The organism is Lysobacter zhanggongensis (genome assembly GCF_046638635.1).
Classification (GTDB): domain Bacteria; phylum Pseudomonadota; class Gammaproteobacteria; order Xanthomonadales; family Xanthomonadaceae; genus Novilysobacter; species Novilysobacter luteus.
Genome location: NZ_JBJXHK010000015.1, coordinates 23612 through 46510, shown reverse-complemented (window position 1 = coordinate 46510; position 22899 = coordinate 23612). Strand labels below are relative to the sequence as shown.

Genomic DNA, 22899 nt, shown 5'->3' with positions numbered 1-22899 from the left:
CGGCGGCCAGCGCGGCGCCCTGCGGGTGCTCGACGCATTGACCCACTGGTACACCGCGCCGCCGGCCGACGACGACGGCCTGGGCGTCGCGCTCGACCATGCACGCCGGCTCCTGCGGCCGGGTTCTCGGCTGGTCGTACTCGCCGAACCACAAAGCGTGGCCGAGCTCCCCGAACGTGCCTGGCCAGTGCTGGCTCAGCACCATGAAGTCTTGGTGCTGCTGATGACCGATCCCCTCGAGCTCGCACCGCCGGCGGCGGTGTTGCCGTTCTACAGCGGCGGCAAGCGGGTCGAGGTCGACCTTGAGCCTCAGGGCCAGCGCCAGCGCTGGCATGCCGAGTTCGCCGCTCCGGTGCAGCACCTGCTCGACTCGCTGCCATCGCGTGGAGTCCGCGCGATGGCGCTGTCGACCGATGCGCCCAGCGAATCATGGTTGCCGTTGCTCGGCCGGGCGCGACCGATGGTGGCGTGATGGCGGGCGCGGACCTCGTACTGCGCGATATCCACCAGATGCCGGCCCCTTCCTGGTGGCCGCCGGCACCGGGGTGGTGGCTGGTGATCGCGGCGGTCGTCATCGTCGTCGCGAGCTGCATCGCATGGGCACTGCGCCGTCGCCGGCGCCGGGCCACGATCGCCGAGGTGTTCGACCGGGCGGTGCGTTCAGCCGCGACACCGTCGGCCGAGGTCGCTGCGATGTCCGACCTGTTGCGGCGCGCGGCTCGTCGCCGTAATCCCGCGGCGGACCGGCTGCAGGGCGACGCGTGGCTTGCGTTCCTTGATGGCGGCTTGCCCCCACGGCCTCCTGGCACCTTCAGCAACGGCGCGGGACGACTGCTGCTGGAGGGCGGTTATCAACGCCAGGTGGATGCCGCTGAGGTGGCCGCGCTGCGACCGGTCGCGCGCGCGCTGTTCCTGCATTGGATGTCGGCCAAATGAGCGCGAGCGAGTGGCTGCAGCAGTTCGCCGCCGCGCTCCCGGGCGTGGACGGTTTCGCTTGGCCGTGGCTGCTGCTGGCGGTGCCGCTGCCCTGGCTCGCACGGTGGCTGTTGCCTGCGCGCCGCAGCACGGCCCCCGTGCTTGAGGTCCCGTTCGGCGACCGGCTGGGGCGGGTGACGGCAGACGCTTCCGCCCGTGCCACTGGCGGGATGCGGTGGTTGCCCTGGCTCGCCTGGGCGCTGCTGTGTGTGGCTGCGGCCCGCCCGCAGGTGCTGGGCGAGGCGGTGCAGCCCCCGCAGGCCGGGCGCGAACTGATGCTGGCGCTCGACCTGTCGGGGAGCATGAGTGAACCCGACATGCAGTTGGGTGGCCGTCCAGTCGATCGGCTCACTGCGGCCAAGGCCGTGCTCGCCGACTTCCTCGATCGCCGCGCCGGCGACCGGGTCGGCCTGCTGGTGTTCGGGCGGCGTGCCTACGTGCTCACGCCGCTGACCCTGGATCGCGAGACCGTCCGCCAACAACTGGTCGACAGCGTGGTCGGGTTGGCCGGACAGGAGACCGCGATTGGCGATGCGATCGGCCTTGCGGTGAAGCGCCTGAGGCAGCGCACCGACGTGGCCGCGACCGACGGCCAGCCCCGCGTGCTGGTGCTGCTGACCGATGGCGTCAATACGGCCGGGCTGCTTGATCCGCTGAAGGCGGCCGAACTCGCGGCCGACGCGGGTGTGCGCGTCCACACGATCGCGTTCGGCGGCGAGGGATCGATGTCGCTGTTCGGCTTCCAGCTGCCGATGCCCGGAGCCGGCGACGAGATCGACGAAACGACGTTGCGCCGCATCGCCGAGGCGACCGGCGGACGCTTCTTCCGGGCACGAGACACCGCCGAGCTGGCCGGCATCTATGCCGAGATCGACCGGCTCGAGCCGGTCGAGCGTCCTGGCGAGGCGGTCCGGCCCCGGATCGAGCGCTATGCGTGGCCACTCGGCGGCGCACTGGCGCTTGCGCTGCTGGCGTTCGTAAGGCCCCGATGGAGGCGCGCATGAACGCCTCCGGGCTCGCCGCGGACCTGGCGGCGCTTCACTTTCTCCGCCCGGCGTGGCTGTGGGCGTTGCTCGCGCTGCCGCTGCTGGCGATGTGGTGGCGGTCGCGCAGGCGGCGGGCAAGCATCTGGCGCGAGGCGGTCGACCCGCACCTCCTGCAGGCGCTGCTGGGCAAGACCGGCGGCCGTGCCCAGAGCGCTCCCGCGCTCATCGCCGCACTGGGCTGGACCCTCGCGGTGGTGGCACTGGCCGGCCCCAGCTGGCGCCAGGTCGAGCAACCGCTGTGGCAGAGCGCCTCGCCGCTGGTGATTGCGCTGGACCTGTCCGGCACCGTGATGGCCGCCGACGTGCCTCCCAGCCGGCTCGCCCAGGCGCGCGCCAAGGTGGCGACACTGCTGGCCGAACGCGATGGTGGCCAGGTTGGGCTGGTCGCGTTTGCCGACGATGCCTTCACCGTCGCGCCGCTCACGCCGGATGCCGCCAACGTCGCGCTGTTCCTCGATGCGCTGCATCCGGGCGTGATGCCGGTGGACGGCCAGCGGCTGGATCGTGCGATCGCTTGGTCGACGGGGCTGTTGCGCCAGGCTGGCTTCGACAGCGGAGACATCCTGGTGCTGACCGACGACGCAGATGCAGCCGCGCGTGACGCGGCGGCCAACGCAGCGGCGCAGGGGTACCGCGTGTCGGCCCTCGGTGTGGGCAGCACCGCCGGTGCCCCCTACCGGCTTGCAAGCGGTGGGTTTGCCACGGTGCGGCTCGATCCCGGTTCGCTGCGGGAGTTGGCAGCGGCCGGTGGTGGCCGCTACGCGACGATCACCAGCGACCTCGGTGACCTGGATGCGCTCGGCGTACTCGAACCGCGCTCCGGCGATGGTACCCACCAGCCCGGGGAGCGCGGACGCAGCTGGCAGGACGGCGGATTCTGGCTGTTGCCGCCGCTGATGCTGCTGGCGTTGCTCGCGTTCCGCCGCGGCGCGCCGGCGGTGATGCTCGTGCTGGTGCTGTGGTGGCCGGGACGGGTGGCGGCCAGCGACCTCTGGCAACGGCCCGACCAGCGTGCCTACCAGCAGATGCAGCAAGCCGCCGAGGCGTACCGGAATGGCGACTTCGACGATGCGGCCGAGCGTTACGCCCAGGTCGAGGGTGCGGACGCGGACTACAACCGTGGCAACGCACTCGCCAAGGCGGGCCATTACCCGCAGGCGATCGAGGCCTACGAGGAGGCGCTTCGCCAGGATCCCGGCATGGAGGACGCCATCGCCAACAAGCGAGCGGTCGAGGCGGCGATGAACCGGCAACCCCCGCAAGGCCCCCAGTCCGGCCAGCAGGACGGGGACGACGACAGCCAGCAACCGGGTGACGGCCAGGGTTCGCCCGGNGGAGGACGCCATCGCCAACAAGCGAGCGGTCGAGGCGGCGATGAACCGGCAACCCCCGCAAGGCCCCCAGTCCGGCCAGCAGGACGGGGACGACGACAGCCAGCAACCGGGTGACGGCCAGGGTTCGCCCGGTGCGGGCCAGCCGTCGGGCGCGGGCGGGGACAGCGACGCGGACGACGGGGCGCCCCCGCCCGAAGGCCGGCGCGACGACGCCGGTGCCGACAAACCGTCCGAACGCGACAGCGACACCCCGCCCCCCGACGCCGAAGCCCAGTCGGCGGCCGATGAGGCGCAGCGCGAACAGATGCGAAAGGCCCTGCAGGACGCCACGCAGCCACCGGCAGAAGAGGGCGAAACCCCCGCCGAGGCGATCGAGACCCCGGAACAACGCGAGCGCCGCCTCGCCAATGAAGCCTGGTTGCGGCGCATTCCCGATGATCCCGGCGGGCTGCTGCGCGAGAAGTTCCGGCTCGAGCACCAGCGCCGGCAGATGCAACAAGGCTGGGAGCCCCGATGAAGCACGCATCCATTCCTTCGGCACATCGATACCGCGCCTGGTTGCAGGCCCTGTCGTTGCTCCTGCTGTGCATGGCCGCCAGCAGCGTACTGGCGCAGACCCGCGCATGGCTGGACCGCGACCGCATCGCCCTGGGTGAAACGGTAACCCTCAACATCGAGACCGACGGTTCGGCCACGCCGGACTACACGCCGCTGCAGTCCGCCTTCCAGATCAGTGGCCGCAGCAGCAGTCGGCAGGTTTCGCTCGGCAGCGGCGGCATGCAGACCCGCACCCTGCATGCGGTCGCCCTCAAGCCACGCAGCGACGGCGTCATCACCATCCCGGCGCTCACGGTCGGCACCGCCACCACCCCGCCGCTGTCGCTGGTGGTCACCCCATCCAGCGCCGCCGTGCCGGCGCGCGCGGGCGACGACGTGTTCATGGAGAGCGAGGCCGACGACCGCGACCCGTACGTGCAGCAGGCGGTGGGCTGGGTGGTCAGGTTGTACTCGGCCGTGCCGCTGGTCTCCGGCCAGCTGGACCAGGCGCAGCCGGACGGCGCTTCGCTGCGGCAGGTGGGCGACGACGCCCAGTACACCCGCGAGATCGACGGCCGGCGCTACACCGTGATCGAACGCCGCTACCTGTTGATCCCCGAACGCAGCGGCACCCTGCAGATCCCCGGTGCGGTGTTCGAGGGCCGCGGGACGGTCGGCTTCTTCGATGACTTCCTCGGGCGCAGCGGGGAGCTGAGCGCACGGGCACAACCGCGGTTCCTGGAAGTGCGTCCGGTGCCTGACGACGCGGCGCAACCCTGGTTGCCGTTGCACGACCTGCAACTGCGCTACCAGTCCGTGCCACAGGACCTCAGCGTGGGCAGCGCGGCCACGCTGACCATCGAGGCGGTGGCCGACGGCGCCAGCGCCGCGCAGATGCCCGAACTGCAGCTGCCGCCGATCGATGGCGTGCAGGTCTTCGCCGAGCCCGTCCAGGCCGACGAGCGCTTCGTCGACGGCCGGCCGCGGGTGACCCTGACGCGGCGGTTCTCGCTGGTGCCTACGCGCGGCGGCGCCGTCACGATGGGCGGGTTCGGCATGGAATGGTGGGACGTCAATGCCGGCAAGGCACGGACTACGCGGCTGCCGGCGCTCGACTGGGAGGTGTCGGGTAGCGCGCCGGCGTCCACGATGCCGCCTTCGTCTGCGCCGGTGGCATCGGGCGGAGACCCGGTTGCGGCCACGGGCACGCCGCTTTCGACCGCCCGCGCCAATCTGCGCGAGCACCGCGCCTGGGTGCTGGCCGCGCTGGTGTTCGCCGCGCTGTGGTTGTTCACCCTGGTCTGGGCCGTGCAGCGGTCGCCGGCAGCACGGTCCACAGCAGCGACGCCGACACCCGCGCAGCCTCCCACCTCTACACGCCCCGATCTGAAAGCACTGCGCCAGGCACTCGACACGGGTGATTTCGCTGACGTCGCCGATCGGCTGCGTGGGCTCGCCCGCCCGCCCGCACGGGACGTGGCGCAGGTGCTGGAACGGCTCGCCGACCCCGCCCAACGCGAAGCGGTGGAGGCGATGGAGCGCGCGCGCTGGGCCGGGGGCGACGGTGTTGCGGCCCGCGCGCAACTGCGCGAGGCGTTCGCCCGCGGACCGCGCTGGCACGAAGCCCCGCCGCGGGAAACCGGTCCGCTGCCGCCCCTGTACCCACCGGACTGAGCCGGCGCCTGTTCATCCTGGGGCGGTCGGCCGGAGGGCCCGAACCGTCGATTCGGGTTTGTTAAGCTCGCCCGATTGTCGAGGGGAGCAGCAGATCCATGACCGAACCCAACACCGGCGCAACCGCGGCCGAACGCAAGATGCCGCTGCACTGGAAGATGGCGATCGGTTTCGGCGCCGGCCTGCTGGTCGGGCTCATCGCCCATTACGTGTCCGGCCCCGACGCAACCTGGGTGCAATGGCTGACCAGCTACGTGACCCAGCCGGCCGGCACGCTGTTCCTGCGGCTGATCTTCATGCTTGTCATCCCGCTGTTGTTCTCGGCGCTGGTGGTCGGCATCGCCGAGATGGGCGACGTCCGGTCGCTCGGAAGGGTGGGGTGGCGCACGCTGGCCTACACCGTGATCGTCTCGGGCATCGCGGTGGTGATCGGGCTGCTGCTGGTCAACTGGCTGGAGCCGGGCGTCGGGGTCGACCGCGCCGCGGCCGCGCAGATGCTGGCCGAAGGTTCCGACCGCGCCGCCGCGATCGTCGGTTCCAGCGCGAACCAGCCGCAGGGCATCAACATGCTGCTGTCGATCGTGCCCGACAACGTCGTCGCCGCCGCCGCCGACAACGCGATCCTCGCGGTGATGTTCTTCGCGCTGATGATCGGCATCGGCCTGGTGATGACCAGCAGTCCGGCGGCCGACACCCTGCAGCGCGGCATCGAGGGCCTGTTCGAGGTCTCGATGACCCTGATCGGGCTGGTCATCCGGCTCGCCCCGTACGCCGTGTTCTGCTTCATGTTCAACCTGGCCGCGCTGTTCGGCTGGGACCTGCTCGCGCGGCTCGGGGCGTACGTCGGCGTGGTGGTGCTGGCACTGGCCATCCACATGTTCGTGGTCTATTCGGCGGCGTTGAAGTTCGCCGGCGGCTACTCGCCGCTGAAGTTCTTCAAGGGCGTGCAGGAAGCCATGGTGATGGCGTTCTCCACCGCCTCTTCCAATGCGACCCTGCCGACCGCGCTGCGCGTGGCCGACGAGCAGCTTGGCCTGCCACGCAAGGTCTCGCGGTTCGTGCTGACCGTCGGCGCCACGGCCAACCAGAACGGCACCGCGCTGTTCGAGGGCGTGACCGTGCTGTTCCTGGCGCAGTTCTTCGGGGTCGACCTGAGCCTGGGCCAGCAGGTGACCGTGATGTTCGTCTGCATCCTCGGCGGGATCGGCACCGCCGGCGTGCCGGCCGGCTCGCTGCCGGTGGTGGCGCTGATCTGCGGGATGGTCGGGGTGCCGCCGGAAGGCATCGGCCTGATCCTGGGTGTCGACCGGTTCCTCGACATGTGCCGCACGACGCTCAACGTGACCGGCGACCTGGCCGCCGCGGCGGTGGTGTCGCGCGGCGAGATCGATCCGCCGGCGGAGCTGCTGGCCGATTGACGCTGCCGTGGTCCCGATGCCGTGGCCGGTTCGCCCCGCCGCGGGAGGGGCGGCGCGACACGGCCGGCAGGGGGTGGGACAATAGCGGGCTCCAGGCCGCCGCCGCTCCAGGTGCGCCCGCCGTCCACTTCCCCGAGCCCCGACCCCCCCATGCCGACGCCGACCCGCCGCGACCTCGCCAACGCCATCCGCTTCCTCGCCATCGATGCGGTGCAGGCGGCCAACTCCGGCCACCCGGGCATGCCGATGGGCATGGCCGACATCGCCGAGGTGCTCTGGAACGACTACCTGAGCCACAACCCGGCCAACCCGACCTGGTTCAACCGCGACCGCTTCGTGCTGTCCAACGGCCACGGCTCGATGCTGCAGTACGCGCTGTTGCACCTGGCCGGCTACGACCTGTCGATCGACGACCTGAAGAACTTCCGCCAGCTGGAGTCGAGGACCCCGGGCCACCCGGAGAACTTCATGACTCCCGGCGTGGAGACCACCACCGGCCCGCTCGGCCAGGGCTTCGCCAATGCGGTCGGCATGGCGCTTGCCGAAAAGCTGCTGGCACAACGCTTCAATCGTCCCGAACACGAAGTCGTCGACCATCGCACCTGGGTGTTCATGGGCGACGGCTGCCTGATGGAAGGCATCAGCCACGAAGCCGCTTCGCTGGCCGGCACCTGGGGGCTGAACAAGCTGGTCGCGTTCTGGGACGACAACCACATCAGCATCGACGGCGATACCGCCGGCTGGTTCACCGACGACACCCCCGCGCGCTTCGAAGCCTATGGCTGGAACGTGGTGCGCGGCGTCGACGGCCATGATGCCGATTCGATCAAGGCCGCGATCGAGGAGGCGCTGGCCTGCACCGACCGGCCGACCCTGGTCTGCTGCCGCACCACCATCGGCTATGGCTCGCCGAACAAGGCCGGCAAGGAATCCAGCCACGGCGCCCCACTGGGCCTGGAGGAAATCGCCGCCTGCCGCACCGGCCTGTGCTGGGAGCATGAACCGTTCCAGATCCCCCAGGCCATCTACGACGGCTGGCGCGTGGGCGATGTCGGCAGGGTCCGCGAGGACGAGTGGAACCGTGCGTTCGACAGGTACGCCGCCCGTTTCCCGGAGCTGGCGGCCGAACTGACCCGACGCAGCCACGCCGAACTGCCGGATGGCTTCGTCGCCGCGGCTGACGCCTACATCGCCAAGCTGCAGGCCGACGGCCCGGTAGTGGCCTCGCGCAAGGCGTCGCAGATGGCGATCGAGGCATTCGCGCCGCTGTTGCCCGAGCTGATTGGCGGCTCGGCCGACCTGGCCCACTCCAACCTGACCCTGTGGAAGGGCAGCAAGTCGGTCAACAGCACCGACCCGGACGCCAACTACGTCTATTACGGCGTGCGCGAGTTCGCCATGACCGCGATCAGCAACGGCCTGAACCTGCATGGCGGGTTCATCCCGTACGACGCGACCTTCCTGGTCTTCAGTGATTACGCGCGCAACGCGGTACGCATGAGCGCGCTGATGGGCGCGCATGCGATCCACGTCTACACCCACGACTCGATCGGCCTCGGCGAGGACGGCCCGACCCACCAGCCGATCGAGCACCTGGCGAGCCTGCGCTACATCCCGCATAACGACGTCTGGCGCCCGTGCGACGCGGTCGAGTCGGCGGTGTCGTGGCGTGCCGCGATCCAGCGCAAGGACGGCCCGAGCTGCCTGGTGTTCTCGCGCCAGAACCTGGACCACCAGCCGCGCAGCGAGCAACAGGTCGCCGACATCGCGCGCGGTGGTTACGTCTTGAAGGACTCGGCCGGTGCGCCGGAGACCATCCTGATCGCGACCGGCTCGGAAGTCGGCCTGGCGATGCAGGCCGCCGCGCAACTGGGCGACGGCGTGCGCGTGGTGTCGATGCCGTCGACGGACGTGTTCGACCGCCAGGACGCGGCCTACCGCGAGTCGGTGCTGCCAAGGGCGTGTCGCCGGCGCGTCGCGATCGAGGCTGGCGTGTCCGGCTTCTGGGGCAAGTACGTGGGGCTGGATGGTGCGGTGATCGGGATCGACGGCTTTGGCGCGAGTGCGCCGGCCAGCCAGCTCTTCCCGCACTTCGGTTTCACCGTCGAGGCCGTGGTCGAGGCGGCGCGCGCACTCGGCCAGGCAAGCGTCGGTTGATCAGGCAACCTGCCGGTCCAACGTGCTGATGAAGTCGCTGGCCGGCTGCGGCTTCTGGATGAAGTAGCCCTGCGCGCGGTCGCAGCCCATGCGGGTTAGCAGCTCCAGCGTGGGCTCGTCTTCAACGCCTTCGGCAAGCACGCCCATTCGCAGGTGGTGGCCAAGGTCGATGATCGACTGCACCAGTTGTTGCGAGCGCGGGTCGCGCTGCAGGTCGGTGACGAATGCCCGGTCGATTTTCAGCTCGGTCGCGGGGAACTGCTTCAGGTACGCCAGCGAGGAATACCCCGAGCCGAAGTCGTCGATCGAGATGTGGAAGCCTTCCCAGCGGAGCCGTTCCAGCAACCGCAGGCTCAACGCGGGGTCTTCCATGAGCGCGGTTTCGGTGACCTCCAGCGTGACCGCCTGTGGCGGGACGCCCCAGATCTCGAGCGACGACAGGATCTGCGGGACGATGTCGCGCTGGCCGAACACCCGCGGCGACAGGTTGAGCGACAGGCCCAGGTCGGGTGCGTGGCGGCGGGCCTGGGCGATGTGGCGCAGGCTCGAGTGCAGGCTCCATCGGGTGAGCTCGGTGATGAGCCCGGTGTCCTCGGCCAGAGGGATGAACTCGCAGGGCGGTATCGCCCCGCGCTCGGGGTCGTGCCAGCGGGCGAGTGATTCGGCGCCGAACAGCGTGCCGCTGTCCAGTTGAAGGATCGGTTGGAGGTGGACTTCGAGCCGGTTGCCGGTGATCGCGTCGCGCAGCAGCTCGTACGGGATCAGGGCGGTGTCGGTGCCGTCGGCGTACATCGCGCAGCGCTCCTGTCCGCGCAGCGCGACACCGTGGGCGATTTCGGCCCGGCGCAGCAGGGTTTCGGCATCGTCGCCATGGTCGGGTGCGACGCTGACGCCGATGGTCGCGGACGCCGGCATCTCGCGCTGGCCGAGCCGGACCGGCGACTGGAAGATCCGCAGCACCCGGTTGCCGGCAAGCAGCGCGTGGTTGCGATCGCGCAGGCGCGGCAGCAACACCGCGAACTCGCCGCCGTCGATCTGGTGGAGCTCGTCGCCGGGACGCAGCACCTCGCCGATCAGTTCGCGGACCGCGGCCGCCATGCGTTCGCTGGCGGCAAACCCGTGGGCAATCCGGAACTCGCGCAGGCGCTGCAGCCGCACCAGCATCACGCCGAATGGACCATCGTCCGCGCGGCGCTCCGCCAACAGTTGGCCCAGTCGCGCGAGCAGGTCTTCCCGCGTCACAGGAACAGCTCGGCCGGGTCGAGCCCGTGCGCGCCGACCGGCAGCGGGCGGGTGATGTTGACCTGCTGGGAGATCGGGATGCCCTCGGTCTGCCGCATCAGGTCCAGTGGGCTGAACTCGTCGCGCAGGCGCTTGTCCGCGTCGGTCAGCAGCATCACCCGCGGCCGCAGGCGACGGCTCGGGTTCTGGGTCATCACCACGGCGACCTCGCCGGTGCTGAGTTCCACCAGCGAACCGGTCGGGTAGACGCCGAGGCAGCCGGTGAACTGTTCGACCAGCTCTCCCTGGTACAGCCGGTCGCGTTCACGGTACAGCTCCTGCAGCGCCTGGTGCCGCGCCAGCGGCGCGGCGTGCGGACGCACGCTGGTCATCGCGTCGAAGCTGTCGATGATCGCCGCCATCCGGCCCGACAACGGGATCTGGTGGCCGACCAGCCGCCGCGGGTAGCCCGACCCGTTCCAGCGCTCATGGTGCGTCCGGATCATTTCCCGGACCTCGGCGGAATGGTCGTCGCCGCTCTCGTCGAGAATCCGGCTGGCGAGCTCGACATGGGTCCGGACCTCGCCCATCGCCCGGGCATCCATCGGCCCGTCGTGCGACAGCAGCGCGTCCGGCAGCTTTGCCTTGCCGACGTCGAGCAGCAGTCCGCCACTGGCGAGATCGACCAGCAGCGACTCGGGCAGCCCGAGGTGGCGACCGAACGCCGCGGCAAGCGCGCAGCAGTTGATCGCATGGCTGTAGGCGTAGCGACTGTGCTGTTGCAGGGTGTTCACCCAGAACAGGGTGTCAGCATTGCGCAGCACGCTCCGCACGATCGGCTCGGCGGCCGCCCGGACGTCGGCGACGGCCAACTTCTGGCCGGCTTCCACGTCTTCCAGGATGCGGGCGGCCAGCCGGGTGGCGGTGGCGTGCGCCTCGCGCGCACCGGGAAGCTCGGCGTCGAAGTCGACCTGGTCCGTATATCGCTTGCCACCGAGCAGCTCGTCGCCGGCGAGTTTCGGCGGCGGGCGCCGCGAGACCTGCGCATCCGGCGGTGCCAGGCCGCGCTCCACGTCGATCCACACCGTGCCGCAGTGCGCGCGCAGCCAGGCGACCTGGTCGTGCGCCTCCACCAGGAACCCCTGTAGCGGAAAGGGCGCCTCCACCCACGGCCGGTCGAGCCGGCAGACGTACATGCCGGCCTGGACCTGGTCGGGACTGATTTTCAGCTCCTGCAACTTCATGGGCGGATGGGATCTGTAAATGGTCGCGGCATGGCCGATCGCGGCATTGCCGGTATGTCGACATTCGATAGCATGTCTACGCGGGCCGGTGCTACGCCCGGACGTTGGCCGACAGCTGATCGCCTTGCGCGGCATGGCCGCGTGATGAAGCGCGCCGTCATGCCGGCACGTGCGACTGAAGGGCGACGCGGTTGCGCCCGGCGGCCTTGGCCAGGTAAAGCTGGCGGTCGGCCTCCGACAGCAGCGCGTACAGGTCGCGCCCGGCCCTGTGGCAGATGCCGATGCTGACCGTGAGCGAGAGCACGCGCTGCCGGAACGGGATCTCGAGCGCGGCGATGCTTCCGCACAGCGCCTGGAAGTACGCCACCGCTTCGTCTTCGTCCAGCCCACGCGCCAACACGCAGAACTCTTCGCCGCCGAAGCGGGCGACCACGTCGCCCTCACGCGCGTGCGCGCCGATCAGGTTGGCCACCGCCACCAGCGCGGCGTCACCGGCGTCATGGCCGTGGCTGTCGTTGATGTGCTTGAAGTGGTCGATATCAATCATCGCCATCGAGACCGGCTCGTCCCGGGAGGACGCCAGGGCGCGGCGACCGGCATCGAAGAAGTGGCGCCGGTTGGCCAGGCCGGTGAGGTAGTCGCGGGTGGCCAGGTCCTGCAGCGTGCCGATCAGCTCGAGGTTGTCGACGTTCTGCGAGATGCGGCACATGAACTCCTCGCGCGAGAAGGGTTTGCCGATGAAGTCGTTGGCGCCGTGCTTGAGGAAGCGTGCGATGCGCGGCGCCCCGCCGCCGGTGGCCGAGCCGACGATCGACAGGATGTCGCGCGGCCGGTTCTGCCGGGCACGGCGGGTGAACTCCACCCCGTCCATGTCGGGGAGGTCATGTTCGACCACCACCAGCCGGATCGTTGAATCGGTTGCAAGCGCCTCCAGGCCGTCGGTGCCGCTTCCCAGTTCGCGCACGCGGAAGCCGTAGAGCGCCAGCAGCGCGCTGGTTTCCGCCCGCGCCGGCCCGGGCGGCTCGACCACCAGCGCGGTGATCCCGCGGTTGCTGAGCACGCGCCGTACCAGCCACACCAGGTAGTCGATGGTGTCGGGCGCTTCCTTGAGCACGTAATCGATGATCGGCAGCTCGGCCATCTGCTCCCGGGTCGCTTCGTCGTACACGCCGGTGACCACCACGATCGGCAGTCCGTGTCCCACCAGCAGCCGGGCGATCCGCGACGGGTCCGCGTCGGGCAGTACCAGCCCGGTCAGCGCCAGGAAAAACGGTGGTCCGGCCTGCAGGGCCTCGCGTGCGGCCGCCAGCGAGGACACCGCCACGACCTCCAGTTGCAGGCGGTCGCGCAGTTCGGCCGCAAGCATGTTGGCGTACGCGCGCGAGTTCTCGACCAGCAGCACCCGCGGGCCGGCAGGTTCGCCCGGGTCCTGTACCGCGTGTGCTGGGGCGGGGAACGACGTCATCCGGATGGGTCGCGGGGAGGTGTCCGGTATATCGGCGGCATCCTCCCCACCTTGAGTGCGTCCGGCGTTACGGTCGGGGTTGACAGCAGGAATTACAGGTGTAATTTCAGCTTACGGTTACAGGTGTAAACGAATGCAGATCAGCGAAGCCGAATCGATCGTCATGGACGTCCTGTGGTCGCGCCATCCGTTGGCTGCCGACGACGTGGTCGCCGCGCTGGCAGAGGCGCGTGACTGGCAGGAACCGACCATCAAGACCCTGCTCAACCGGCTGTTGCGCAAGGGCGCGATCGCCGCTGAAAAGGACGGACGCCGCTATCTCTACACGCCGGTGCTGCGGCGCGAAGAGTGGCTGCTGGACGAGAGCGAAGGCCTGCTGGACCGGTTGTTTGGCGGACGCGTGGCGCCGCTGGTCGCGCATTTCAGCCAGCACCGCAAGCTCAGCCACTCCGATGTCGCCGAGCTGCGGCGCCTGCTAGAGGAGATCGACGATGGTTCCCGCTGACCTGCTGCAGGTGCTGGTGGAACTGGCGGTGGCCGGCGCGGTCGCCACCGCACTGGTGCTGCTGTTGCGGACACTGCTACGGCGATCGTTCGGCGCCGGGGTGGGTTATGCGACGTGGGCGCTGGTACCGGTTGCCCTGCTCGCGGTGCTGCTGCCGGCGGCGCCGGCACCCGCGCCGGTGGTCTCGATGGTGTTGGCGATCGGCAACGCCGTGCCGCAGGCGCTTGCATCCGGTGCCACGCCCCCCGACGGGCACGCGGTTGCCTGGCTGTTGCTGTGGGGCACTGGCGCAGCGGTTGCCGGCGGCGTGTTCGCCCTGCAGCAGCGCCGCTTCCATCGCGCGATCGGGCAGGTCCGGCCACGTGCCGACGGGCTGTTGCAGGCCGGGGCCCGGTGCGGCCTGCCGGCGACGGTGGGGCTGCTGCCGCCCCGCGTCGTCGTGCCGGCGGGGTTTGACCACGACTACACCGACGAGCAGCGGGTCCTGATGGTGGCGCACGAACGCAGCCACGTCCGCCATGGCGACCCGCTGGCCAATGCCGCCTTCGTCGCGGCGCGCTGCGTGTTCTGGTTCAACCCGCTGCTTCACCTGGCGGCCGGGCAGTTCCGCCACGACCAGGAACTGGCCTGCGACCAGCGCGTGATCGCGTGCCACCCGCATGCTCGCCGCGCCTACGGCGAGGCGATGTTCAAGGCGCAGTTGGCAGCCATCCCGCTGCCGCTGGGCTGCCACTGGGGCTACGGCCACCCACTCAAGGAGAGAATCGCGATGCTCAGGCAACCTGTTCCCACGTTCACCCGCCGGCTCGCTGGCGCCGCCGCAGTGGTGGCATTGACTCTGGTCACCGGCTACAGCGCATGGGCGGCCCAGCCGGCCAGCCAGCAACCCGTGCTGGTCGTTTCGCCGGACGGGGTGCTGCCGGTGCCCCCGCCCGCCCCGCCGGTTCCGCCTGCGCCCAATGCACCGCCAGCACCGCCAGCACCGGCCGCACCGACGATGGCACTGGCGCCTCCGCCGCCACCAGCGCCGAACGCGGCGCCGCCGCCCCCGCCGCCGCCGATGTCACCACTTCCGCCACCGGCCAACCGCATGCCGCCGCCGCGCTATCCCAAGAGCGCGGTCGAACAGGGCATCGACGGCACCGTGGTGCTGATCGTTTCCATCGACGAGCGCGGGCAGCCGCTGGATGTCGTGGTCGAGAAGTCCGAGCCGGCTGGCGTGTTCGACCAGGCCGCCATGGACGCCGCGATGCAATGGCGCTTCACACCCGAGATGAAGGGCGGCAGGAACGTGCCGGGTCGCGTTCGCGTTCCGATCCGGTTCGAAGCCGACGGGAAGGCGCCGGCGGCACAAGGCTGATTCCAGGCGGCCGGGCCGGCCGGTTATCAGCCGCCGAGCGTGCCGTTCAGCAGCGCCGCGAGGTTGGCTCCACCGCGGCGCAACTGGGCTTCGGCCACCGGGCGCCAGGCGCTCACGTAGCGATCGTCGATCAGCGCACCGGCCACGGGGTACAGGCCGGGGCGCACCACGATGTCGCACGACGCCTCGGCCCAGGCCGCGGCATCGGTGCCGACCGGTACTGCCAGCGGCAACGCGCGCAGCTGCGCCAGGTAGGTGGCATCGTCCAGGCCGGCGGTGTTGAGCAGGCCGCTGTCCCACAAACGATGGAGGTTGCTGCCCTTGCCGCCGGGGGTGCCGTCGGGCATGCGGACCTGGAGGTCGTTGCCGCCCTTGTCGTGGCCGTGGCCGGCGTGCATCGGCTGGTGCACGTCGCCGACGAAGTGCACGACGAACTTGAGCGCCTGCCGACGCGCCTCGAGGGGCTGGTCGCGATCGCCAAGGATCGCCGCCTGCGTGCGGATCGCCTCCACCACGCAATCGCCACCGGCACATGCGGTAGCGGCATCGTAGGCGCAACCGTCGCCGGCGATGTTGACGTAGTGCCACCGCGCGCTGCGCCGGCCGAGGTCGGGATCGTTGCCTCGCAGATCATCGGCCCAGTTGGCGATGCCGGGTAGGGTGGGGTCGGTTTCGCCTTCCAGCAGCGCGGTGATCTGTTCGCGCACCTGCGGGTCAAGCTCGTCCCACGCCAGCGCGGCCACCAGCCGGTGGCCCTGTGGCCCCCACGCCGCCGCAAGCGACGGCACCAGCAACAGCCCGATCAGGAGGGCGCGGAAGCGGCGGGCAAAGCAGCGGGTATCTGGCATCGTGCGGTCCGAAGCGGTGGGGCGGTTCCGGGAAGGATAGCGATGGCCGGAAAGAGTGGGTGGGTCGCACTCGTTGCCGGCCATTCGCGCAAAAGGTCCGTGCATCGGCCGGCCGCTCGGCCAATGGGCTAAAATGGCGGGGTTTTCCCCCTCACTCCGCCCGCTCAGGAGCTCCTCGCAATGGCGATCAAGGTTGGCATCAATGGTTTCGGCCGCATCGGACGCAACGTGTTCCGTTCGGCCGTGCAGAACTTCGGCAACGACATCGAGATCGTCGGCATCAACGACCTGCTCGAGCCGGAGTACCTGGCCTACATGCTGAAGTACGACTCGGTGCACGGCCGCTTCGATGCCGAGGTGTCCACCGATGGCAACGACCTGGTCGTCAATGGCCGCAAGATCCGCCTGACCCAGGAACGCGACCCGGCCAACCTGAAGTGGGGCGAGATCGGCGCCGAAGTCGTGATCGAGTCGACCGGCCTGTTCCTGACCAAGGAAACCGCGCAGAAGCATATCGACGCGGGTGCGAAGAAGGTGATCATGTCGGCGCCGTCCAAGGACGACACCCCGATGTTCGTGTTCGGCGTCAACGACGACAAGTACGCCGGCGAGGCGATCATCTCCAACGCCAGCTGCACCACCAACTGCCTGGCGCCGGTGGCCAAGGTGCTCCACGACAAGTGGGGCATCAAGCGTGGCCTGATGACCACCGTGCACGCCGCCACCGCGACCCAGAAGACCGTCGATGGCCCTTCCAACAAGGACTGGCGTGGTGGCCGCGGCATCCTGGAGAACATCATTCCGTCCAGCACCGGTGCGGCCAAGGCCGTCGGCAAGGTCATCCCCGAGCTGAACAAGAAGCTCACCGGCATGAGCTTCCGCGTGCCGACCAGCGACGTCTCGGTGGTCGACCTGACGGTCGAGCTCGAGAAGCCGGCGACCTACGAGGAGATCTGCGCGGAGATGAAGGCGCAGTCCGAGGGCGCGCTGAAGGGCGTGCTGGGCTACACCGAGGACAAGGTGGTCGCCACCGATTTCCGCGGCGAGACCCGCACGTCGGTGTTCGATGCCGAGGCCGGCATCGCGCTCGACGACAGCTTCGTCAAGCTGGTCAGCTGGTACGACAACGAGTGGGGCTACTCCAACAAGTGCCTGGAGATGGCCAAGGTGATCGCGGCGAAGTAAGTCGCCGCGCCCGGAACCGGAGGCCCCGCCATGTGCGGGGCCTCTTCGTTTCCGGCCGGTGGCCAGGCCTGTACGGAGGACGGCGGCGGGCGCAAGTCTCGCGCCGCCCGCACCGGCGCCAGCCTTCGCGTGGACCTCGCTGCGCGTGGCTCAGAAGGCCGCGTCGAACGCGACCTCACCCGACACACCCACCTGGTAGGCCGACACCCGGCGCTCGAAGAAGTTGGTCACCTCCTGCACGTCCTGCAGGTCCATGAAGCCGAACGGGTTGGTCGCGCCGAAATGCCGCGGCAATCCAAGCTGGCCCAGGCGCTGGTCGGCGCAGTACTCCAGGTACTGGCGCATGTCCTTGAGCGACAATCCGGCAACGCCCCCGGACAGCACGTCCTCGGCAAAGCGCATTTCGCAGTCGACCGCTTCGCCGAGCATGCGCACGACGTCTTCCTGGAACGCGCTGTCGAACAGGCCCGGTTCTTCCTTGCGAACGGTGTCGATCACTTCGAACGCAAAGGCCATGTGGCAGCTCTCGTCGCGGAACACCCAGTTGGTGCCCGACGCCAGGCCATGCAGCAGCCCACGCGAGCGCAGGTAATAGACGTAGGCGAACGCGGCGAAGAAGAACAGCCCTTCGATGCAGCAGGCGAAGCAGACCAGGTTGAGCAGGAACTGGCGGCGTGCCTCACGGGTCTCGATGCGCGTGAGACCCTGGATGGAATCGATCCACCTGAAGCAGAACTCCGCCTTGGCGCGGATGGACGGGATGTTCTCGACCGCGTCGAAGGCCCTCGCGCGCTCTACTGGATCCGGCAGGTAGGTGTCGAGCAGGGTCAGGTAGAACTGCACGTGCAAGGCTTCCTCGTACAGCTGACGCGACAGGTACATGCGCGCCTCGGGAGCGTTGATGTGCTGGTAGAGGTTGAGCACCAGGTTGTTGGCGACGATCGAGTCGCCGGTGGCGAAGAATGCCACCAGGCGTTCGACCAGGTGCCGCTCCGCCGGGCCGAGCTTGTCGCGCAGGTCGTTGACGTCGAGCGAGAAGTCGACTTCTTCGACCGTCCACGTGTTGCGGATCGCGTCGCGGTACATGTCGTAGAAGCGCGGGTAGCGCATGGGCCGCAGGGTGAGGTCGAAGCCGGGGTCGAGCAGGTGGGTGGACATGGTGGATCCTTGGGATTCGGTTGGACGACGCGGGGGTGTGCGGATGTAGGAGCGGCTTCAGCCGCGATCTGGAATGGTTCGCCCCGCGCCGGTTCCCGATCGCGGCCGAAGCCGCTCCTACAAGAGCGGGGCGTTACTGACAGGCTTCGCAGCTCTCCGGGTTCTCCAGCGAGCAGGCAATCGCCTCATCCAACGGCGGCGCACCCACCGCAGCGGCCCCGACGGTCGCCTTGGCGATCCGCGTCGCCGGGCGCGAACGCAGGTAGTAGGTCGTCTTCAGGCCTTTCTTCCACGCGTACATGTACATCGACGACAGCTGCCCGATGTTCGGGTTCTCGATGAACAGGTTGAGCGACTGGCTCTGGTCGATGAAGGCGCCACGGTCGGCGGCCATGTCGATCAACGAGCGCATGGGCAGTTCCCAGGCGGTGCGGTAGACCTGCCGCAATGATTCGGGGATCGCGTCGATGCCCTGGATCGAGCCGTCGGCGCGCTTGATGGCGTCGCGCAGCTCAGGCGTCCACAGGCCGAGCGTCTTGAGCTCTTCGACCAGGTAGCGGTTGACCACGATGAAGTCGCCGGACAGCGTCTCGCGCTTGAACAGGTTGGACACCTGCGGCTCTATGCACTCGTAGCAACCGGCGATCGAAGCGATCGTCGCGGTCGGCGCGATCGCGACCAGCAGTGAGTTGCGCAGGCCATGCTTGCCGATACGCGCACGCAGCTCGGCCCAGCGCCCGGGATCGTCGGGCTGCACATCCCAGGCTTCGAACTGCAGTTCGCCGTTCGCGGCGCGGGTATCGGCGAAGGCGGGGTGGCCACCGTGCTCGAGCGCCAGCTCGTTGGACGCCGACAGCGCGTGGAAATAGATTTCCTCGGCGATCTTCTTCGACAGTGCCCGCGCGGGTTCGGAATCGAACGGCAAGCGCAGCTTGAAGAACACGTCCTGCAACCCCATCGCGCCGAGCCCGACCGGCCGCCACTTGAGGTTGGCGCGGCGCGCGGTCTCGATCGGGTAGAAGTTCAGGTCGATCACGCGATCCAGCTGGCGCACCGCGAGACGAACCGTGTCGGCCAACCGTTCGAAATCGAAGCGACCCGCCTCACCGTGCAGTGGGCCATCGGCGAAGACCTCGACATGGTGGCCCAGGTTGATCGAACCGAGGTTGCACACCGCGGTCTCGTCCTGCGAGGTGACCTCCAGGATCTCGGTGCACAGGTTCGACAGGTGCACGACGTTGCCGGCCTTTGCGGTCTGGTTGCAGGCGCGGTTGGACTTGTCCTTGAAGTTCATCCAGCCGTTGCCGGTTTGCGCCAGCGTGCGGATCATCCGGCTGTACAGCTCGCGCGCCTTGACCTGCTTGTGGGCGAGCCCGGCGGCCTCGGCGGCGGCGTAGGCGCGGTCGAAGGCGTCACCGAACAGATCGGTCAGCTGCGGTGCCCCGGCTTTCATCAGCGTGGCCGGGTCGAACAACGACCACATCGCGTCTGCCTCGACCCGGCGCATGAACTCGTCGGGGATCCAGTTGGCGAGGTTGAGATTATGGGTGCGCCGGGCGTCGTCTCCGGTGTTGTCGCGCAGTTCCAGGAACTCCTCGACATCGGCATGCCACGGCTCCAGGTACACGCATGCCGCGCCCTTGCGCTTGCCGCCCTGGTTGACCGCCGCAACCGAGGCGTCGAGCGTCTTCAGCCACGGCACGATGCCGTTGCTCAACCCATTGGTCGAACGGATCAGCGAGCCGCGCGAGCGGATGCGGGTGTAGCTCAGGCCGATGCCGCCGCTGAACTTGCTCAGCTTCGCGACATCCATGTAGCGCTGGTAGATGCCCTCCAGCGAGTCCTCGGGTGAGTCGAGCAGGAAACACGACGACAACTGCTCATGCGTGGTGCCGGCGTTGAACAGCGTCGGCGACGACGGGAGGTAGTCCAGCTGCGCCATGCGCCGGTACAGCGCCAACGCCTCCGGCACGTCCTCGCTGAGCGCACAGGCGACACGCAGGAAGAACTGCTGCGGGGTTTCGATCACCGTGCGCGCTGTCGGGTGGCGCAGCAAGTAGCGGTCGTACAGGGTGCGGATGCCGAAGTAATCGAAGCGATGGTTGAGGCTGTCGTCGATCGCGTCATTGAGCTTGCGCGCATTGGCCTGGACGAAGCCGACCAGGCGCGCGTTGATCAGCCCGAGTTCGTGCCCACGCTGGACCGACTGCGAGAACGCATTGATGTCGATCGCGGCGACTTCCTTTTCGATCACGCCGGCCAGCAGGCGCGCGGCGAGGCGGCCGTATTCGGGTTCCTCGGCGGTCAGCAGTGCGGCGGTGCGGATCGACAGTTCATCGAGCTCGCGGGTCGTGGCCCCGTCATACAGGCCCGAGATGGTGCGTGTGGCGACGCGCATCGGGTCGACGGCGTGCAAGCCTTCGCAGCAGCGGCCGATCGCACGGACGATCTTGTTGAGGTCGACCGGCTCGTGCGCGCCGTTGCGCTTGGTCACGCCCATCCCGAGCGTGGCGGCGGGTGGGGTGAGGATGAGGGCGGGAGAGGCGGGCAGGGTGGCGGTGACGCGGACGACGGTATCGGGCACGACGGGTTCGGTCGCGGTGTCGGGGGCGGTGCTCATGGGTGGACTCCGGTGCATGGCGCACGGTTCGCCACCCTTCCCTCGAGGGCGACGCACGGAGGCACGCAGCGCCGGCGCCGGACGGCGCACCGGAGCGGCCAAGCCCCCGCGGGCTGGAGTGGTTCGGATGGACGGGGTGTCGTGGCCGGTCCGGACGGGCGGCAGCGGCCCGATGGCCAGCGCACGACACCGACCGTCTTCCCCCGAAGACTCCCTGGCCGGTGACCGCGCGGTGTGCTTCGCGCGGCTGTCGGCAGGTCTTCGGGCTCTGGACGCGGACGGCGAGCCGTCCTCCTACTGTTCGCCGCTTCCCGGGGCCGGGGCCCCAGTGCAATGGCGAGGTTCGTTTCCACTACCGCTGCGGGGCAGCGCCGGAGTCGACACGAGGTCTGGACCGGCTTCCCTTTTCAGCCGCCTGCGAGGGCGACACCGACGATGCACAACATATCGGGTTACCGGAGCTTGTCAACGCTAAATGTTGTGGTGTTTAGGCCGGTCAGACATAAGGGCGGATGGATCGGAGGGGCGGCTGCCGGGTGGCCTGGACAGTCGCTCCCCGATACTCGCTTGGTGTCCAGGCCACCCGGCAGCCGCCTGGGAAGAACACGGGCGCTTGTGAAAACAAGCGAGGGCAGTGCTTGAGGCTTCGGCATTGCCCCCAACACGGGCGACGCGTCTGCTCTTGCTCTTCCGGTCGCGATGAATCCGAAGGCGGGGGCGCGGTGTTGTCGCAACCAAGCGAGTATCGGGGAGCGACTTGCGGCAACACCGCGCCCCCGCCCCCGCCCCCCGCGAACACCATCTCGCCACAACACACCAGGAGTGCACCCCGGTTTGCCCCACCATGCCCCCCCGCCGACAATAGGCGGCTGACCGCCGTCCATTCCCCGACGCGCACCCACCTCACGGAAGCGACCATGACCATCCTCCGCATGACCGACCTCGACCTCTCCGGCAAGCGCGTCCTCATCCGCGAGGACCTGAACGTGCCGATCGACGCAAACGGCCGGATCACCTCGGAGCAGCGCATCACCGCGGCCCTGCCGACGCTCAAGCTGGCGCTGGAAAAGGGCGCGGCGGTGATGGTGATGTCGCACCGCGGCCGTCCGACCGAAGGCGAGTGGCGCCCGGAGGACTCGCTGGCGCCGGTGGCGGCGCGGCTGTCCGAGTTGCTCGGCATCGAGGTGCCGCTGGTGCGCGACTGGGTCGGCGGCGTGCCGGTCGAACCGGGCCAGCTTGTGTTGCTGGAGAACTGCCGGGTCAACGTCGGCGAGAAGAAGGACGATGAGGCGCTGGCGAAGGCTTACGCGGCACTGTGCGACGTGTTCGTCATGGACGCTTTCGGCACCGCCCACCGCGCGCAGGCGTCCACCCACGGCGTGATCCGCCACGCGGCCGTTGCCGCCGGCGGGCCGCTGCTGATGGCCGAACTGGATGCGCTGGGCAAGGCGCTCGACGAGCCGGCGCGGCCGCTGCTGGCCATCGTCGCCGGCTCCAAGGTCAGCACCAAGCTCGAGCTGCTGTCGTCGCTGGTGTCCAAGGTCGACCAGCTGATCGTCGGCGGTGGCATCGCCAACACCTTCATCGCCGCGCTCGGCCACGGTGTCGGCAGATCGCTGGTGGAGGCCGACCTGGTCCAGACCGCGCGGGAGATCATGGCCAACGCCAAGGCGCGTGGGGCGGAGATCCCGGTGCCGACCGACGTCGTCGTCGCCCCGGCATTTGCCGCCGATGCGCCGGCAACGGTCAAGCCGGTCGATGCCGTTGGCGCCGACGACATGATCCTCGACATCGGCCCCGATACCGCGGCGCGCTACGCCGCGATGATCGCCGTAGCGGGGACCGTCGTCTGGAACGGGCCGGTCGGGGTATTCGAGTTCGATGCGTTCGGCAAGGGCACCGAGGCACTGGCGCGCGCCATCGCGGCGAGCAATGCCTTCTCGATCGCCGGTGGCGGCGACACCCTGGCCGCCGTCGACAAGTACGGCATCGAGGATGGCGTGTCCTACATCTCCACCGGTGGCGGCGCGTTCCTGGAGTTCCTCGAGGGCAAGGAGTTGCCGGCCGTCGCCGCGCTTGCTGCGCGGGGGTGATACCCGTCGCCGATCCGTCGCGGTAGACGTCCCCCCTGTAGTAGCCTGCGACGCAGGGG

17 protein-coding genes, 1 pseudogene and 1 riboswitch are annotated in these 22899 nt (G+C 69.3%); of the genes and pseudogenes, 12 read left to right on the top strand and 6 right to left on the bottom strand.

Features of this window, described 5'->3' with window-relative positions; translation table 11 throughout:
* The 8 genes and pseudogenes from ACKVMH_RS04515 to tkt all read left to right on the top strand — a co-directional run.
* Positions 1-472, top strand: a pseudogene (locus ACKVMH_RS04515) (DUF58 domain-containing protein); the annotation flags it as partial.
* On the top strand, positions 472-936 hold the full coding sequence (locus ACKVMH_RS04510) for a DUF4381 family protein (protein WP_412699404.1): 465 nt from the start codon (positions 472-474) through the stop codon (positions 934-936). The pseudogene ACKVMH_RS04515 and the gene ACKVMH_RS04510, both read left to right, overlap by 1 nt.
* Positions 933-1979, top strand: a complete 1047-nt coding sequence (locus ACKVMH_RS04505; protein WP_412699403.1) for a vWA domain-containing protein — start codon at positions 933-935, stop codon at positions 1977-1979. The genes ACKVMH_RS04510 and ACKVMH_RS04505 overlap by 4 nt, the downstream gene beginning before the upstream one ends.
* Entirely contained in the window at positions 1964-3469 is a 1506-nt protein-coding gene (locus ACKVMH_RS04500) for a VWA domain-containing protein (protein ID WP_459167099.1), read from the top strand. Before ACKVMH_RS04505 ends, ACKVMH_RS04500 begins: the two co-directional genes overlap by 16 nt.
* The gene (locus ACKVMH_RS13655; RefSeq protein WP_413840366.1) at positions 3396-3872 is read left to right on the top strand and encodes a hypothetical protein; all 477 of its coding nucleotides are present in this window, start codon (positions 3396-3398) and stop codon (positions 3870-3872) included. The genes ACKVMH_RS04500 and ACKVMH_RS13655 overlap by 74 nt, the downstream gene beginning before the upstream one ends.
* Positions 3869-5566, top strand: a complete 1698-nt coding sequence (locus tag ACKVMH_RS04495; RefSeq protein ID WP_412699402.1) for a BatD family protein — start codon at positions 3869-3871, stop codon at positions 5564-5566. Before ACKVMH_RS13655 ends, ACKVMH_RS04495 begins: the two co-directional genes overlap by 4 nt.
* Before the next feature lie 98 nt (positions 5567-5664).
* Positions 5665-6984: a dicarboxylate/amino acid:cation symporter gene (locus ACKVMH_RS04490; RefSeq protein WP_215219597.1), complete on the top strand. Its 1320-nt coding sequence runs from the start codon at positions 5665-5667 to the stop codon at positions 6982-6984.
* Positions 6985-7134: 150 nt separating this feature from the next.
* On the top strand, positions 7135-9141 hold the full coding sequence (gene tkt, locus ACKVMH_RS04485) for a transketolase (protein ID WP_412699401.1): 2007 nt from the start codon (positions 7135-7137) through the stop codon (positions 9139-9141).
* On the opposite strand, the gene ACKVMH_RS04480 is transcribed toward tkt, so the two are convergent.
* The 3 genes from ACKVMH_RS04480 to ACKVMH_RS04470 all read right to left on the bottom strand — a co-directional run bounded on the left by ACKVMH_RS04480 (position 9142) and on the right by ACKVMH_RS04470 (position 13071).
* Complete coding sequence (locus tag ACKVMH_RS04480) at positions 9142-10383, bottom strand: putative bifunctional diguanylate cyclase/phosphodiesterase (RefSeq protein ID WP_412699400.1); 1242 nt, start codon at positions 10381-10383, stop codon at positions 9142-9144.
* Positions 10380-11606 (bottom strand): HD-GYP domain-containing protein, encoded by a 1227-nt coding sequence (locus ACKVMH_RS04475; RefSeq protein ID WP_215219600.1) that lies wholly within the window; start codon positions 11604-11606, stop codon positions 10380-10382. Before ACKVMH_RS04475 ends, ACKVMH_RS04480 begins: the two co-directional genes overlap by 4 nt.
* Positions 11607-11763: 157 nt before the next feature.
* Complete coding sequence (locus ACKVMH_RS04470; RefSeq protein ID WP_412699399.1) at positions 11764-13071, bottom strand: GGDEF domain-containing protein; 1308 nt, start codon at positions 13069-13071, stop codon at positions 11764-11766.
* 133 nt (positions 13072-13204) lie between these two features.
* Between ACKVMH_RS04470 and ACKVMH_RS04465 the strand changes: the two genes are divergently transcribed.
* Together ACKVMH_RS04465 and ACKVMH_RS04460 are read left to right on the top strand one after the other, a co-directional pair.
* Entirely contained in the window at positions 13205-13576 is a 372-nt protein-coding gene (locus ACKVMH_RS04465) for a BlaI/MecI/CopY family transcriptional regulator (RefSeq protein WP_215219602.1), read from the top strand.
* Positions 13563-14936, top strand: a complete 1374-nt coding sequence (locus tag ACKVMH_RS04460) for a TonB family protein (protein WP_412699398.1) — start codon at positions 13563-13565, stop codon at positions 14934-14936. The genes ACKVMH_RS04465 and ACKVMH_RS04460 overlap by 14 nt, the downstream gene beginning before the upstream one ends.
* 26 nt (positions 14937-14962) lie before the next feature.
* Here the strand turns inward: ACKVMH_RS04460 and ACKVMH_RS04455 are convergent, their stop codons facing one another.
* Entirely contained in the window at positions 14963-15784 is an 822-nt protein-coding gene (locus ACKVMH_RS04455) for a S1/P1 nuclease (protein WP_412699397.1), read from the bottom strand.
* 180 nt (positions 15785-15964) lie between these two features.
* On the opposite strand from ACKVMH_RS04455, the gene gap reads away from it, so the two are divergent.
* Complete coding sequence (gene gap / locus ACKVMH_RS04450) at positions 15965-16969, top strand: type I glyceraldehyde-3-phosphate dehydrogenase (protein WP_412699396.1); 1005 nt, start codon at positions 15965-15967, stop codon at positions 16967-16969.
* A 150-nt stretch (positions 16970-17119) separates the two neighbouring features.
* Here the strand turns inward: gap and ACKVMH_RS04445 are convergent, their stop codons facing one another.
* Entirely contained in the window at positions 17120-18127 is a 1008-nt protein-coding gene (locus ACKVMH_RS04445) for a ribonucleotide-diphosphate reductase subunit beta (RefSeq protein WP_412699395.1), read from the bottom strand.
* Between the two features lie 133 nt (positions 18128-18260).
* Positions 18261-20627: a ribonucleoside-diphosphate reductase subunit alpha gene (locus ACKVMH_RS04440; protein WP_412699406.1), complete on the bottom strand. Its 2367-nt coding sequence runs from the start codon at positions 20625-20627 to the stop codon at positions 18261-18263.
* 354 nt (positions 20628-20981) lie between these two features.
* Positions 20982-21196: riboswitch (cobalamin riboswitch) on the bottom strand.
* 468 nt (positions 21197-21664) lie between these two features.
* Here ACKVMH_RS04440 and ACKVMH_RS04435 point away from each other — a divergent pair.
* On the top strand, positions 21665-22840 hold the full coding sequence (locus ACKVMH_RS04435) for a phosphoglycerate kinase (protein ID WP_412699394.1): 1176 nt from the start codon (positions 21665-21667) through the stop codon (positions 22838-22840).
* Positions 22841-22899 lie beyond the last annotated feature (59 nt).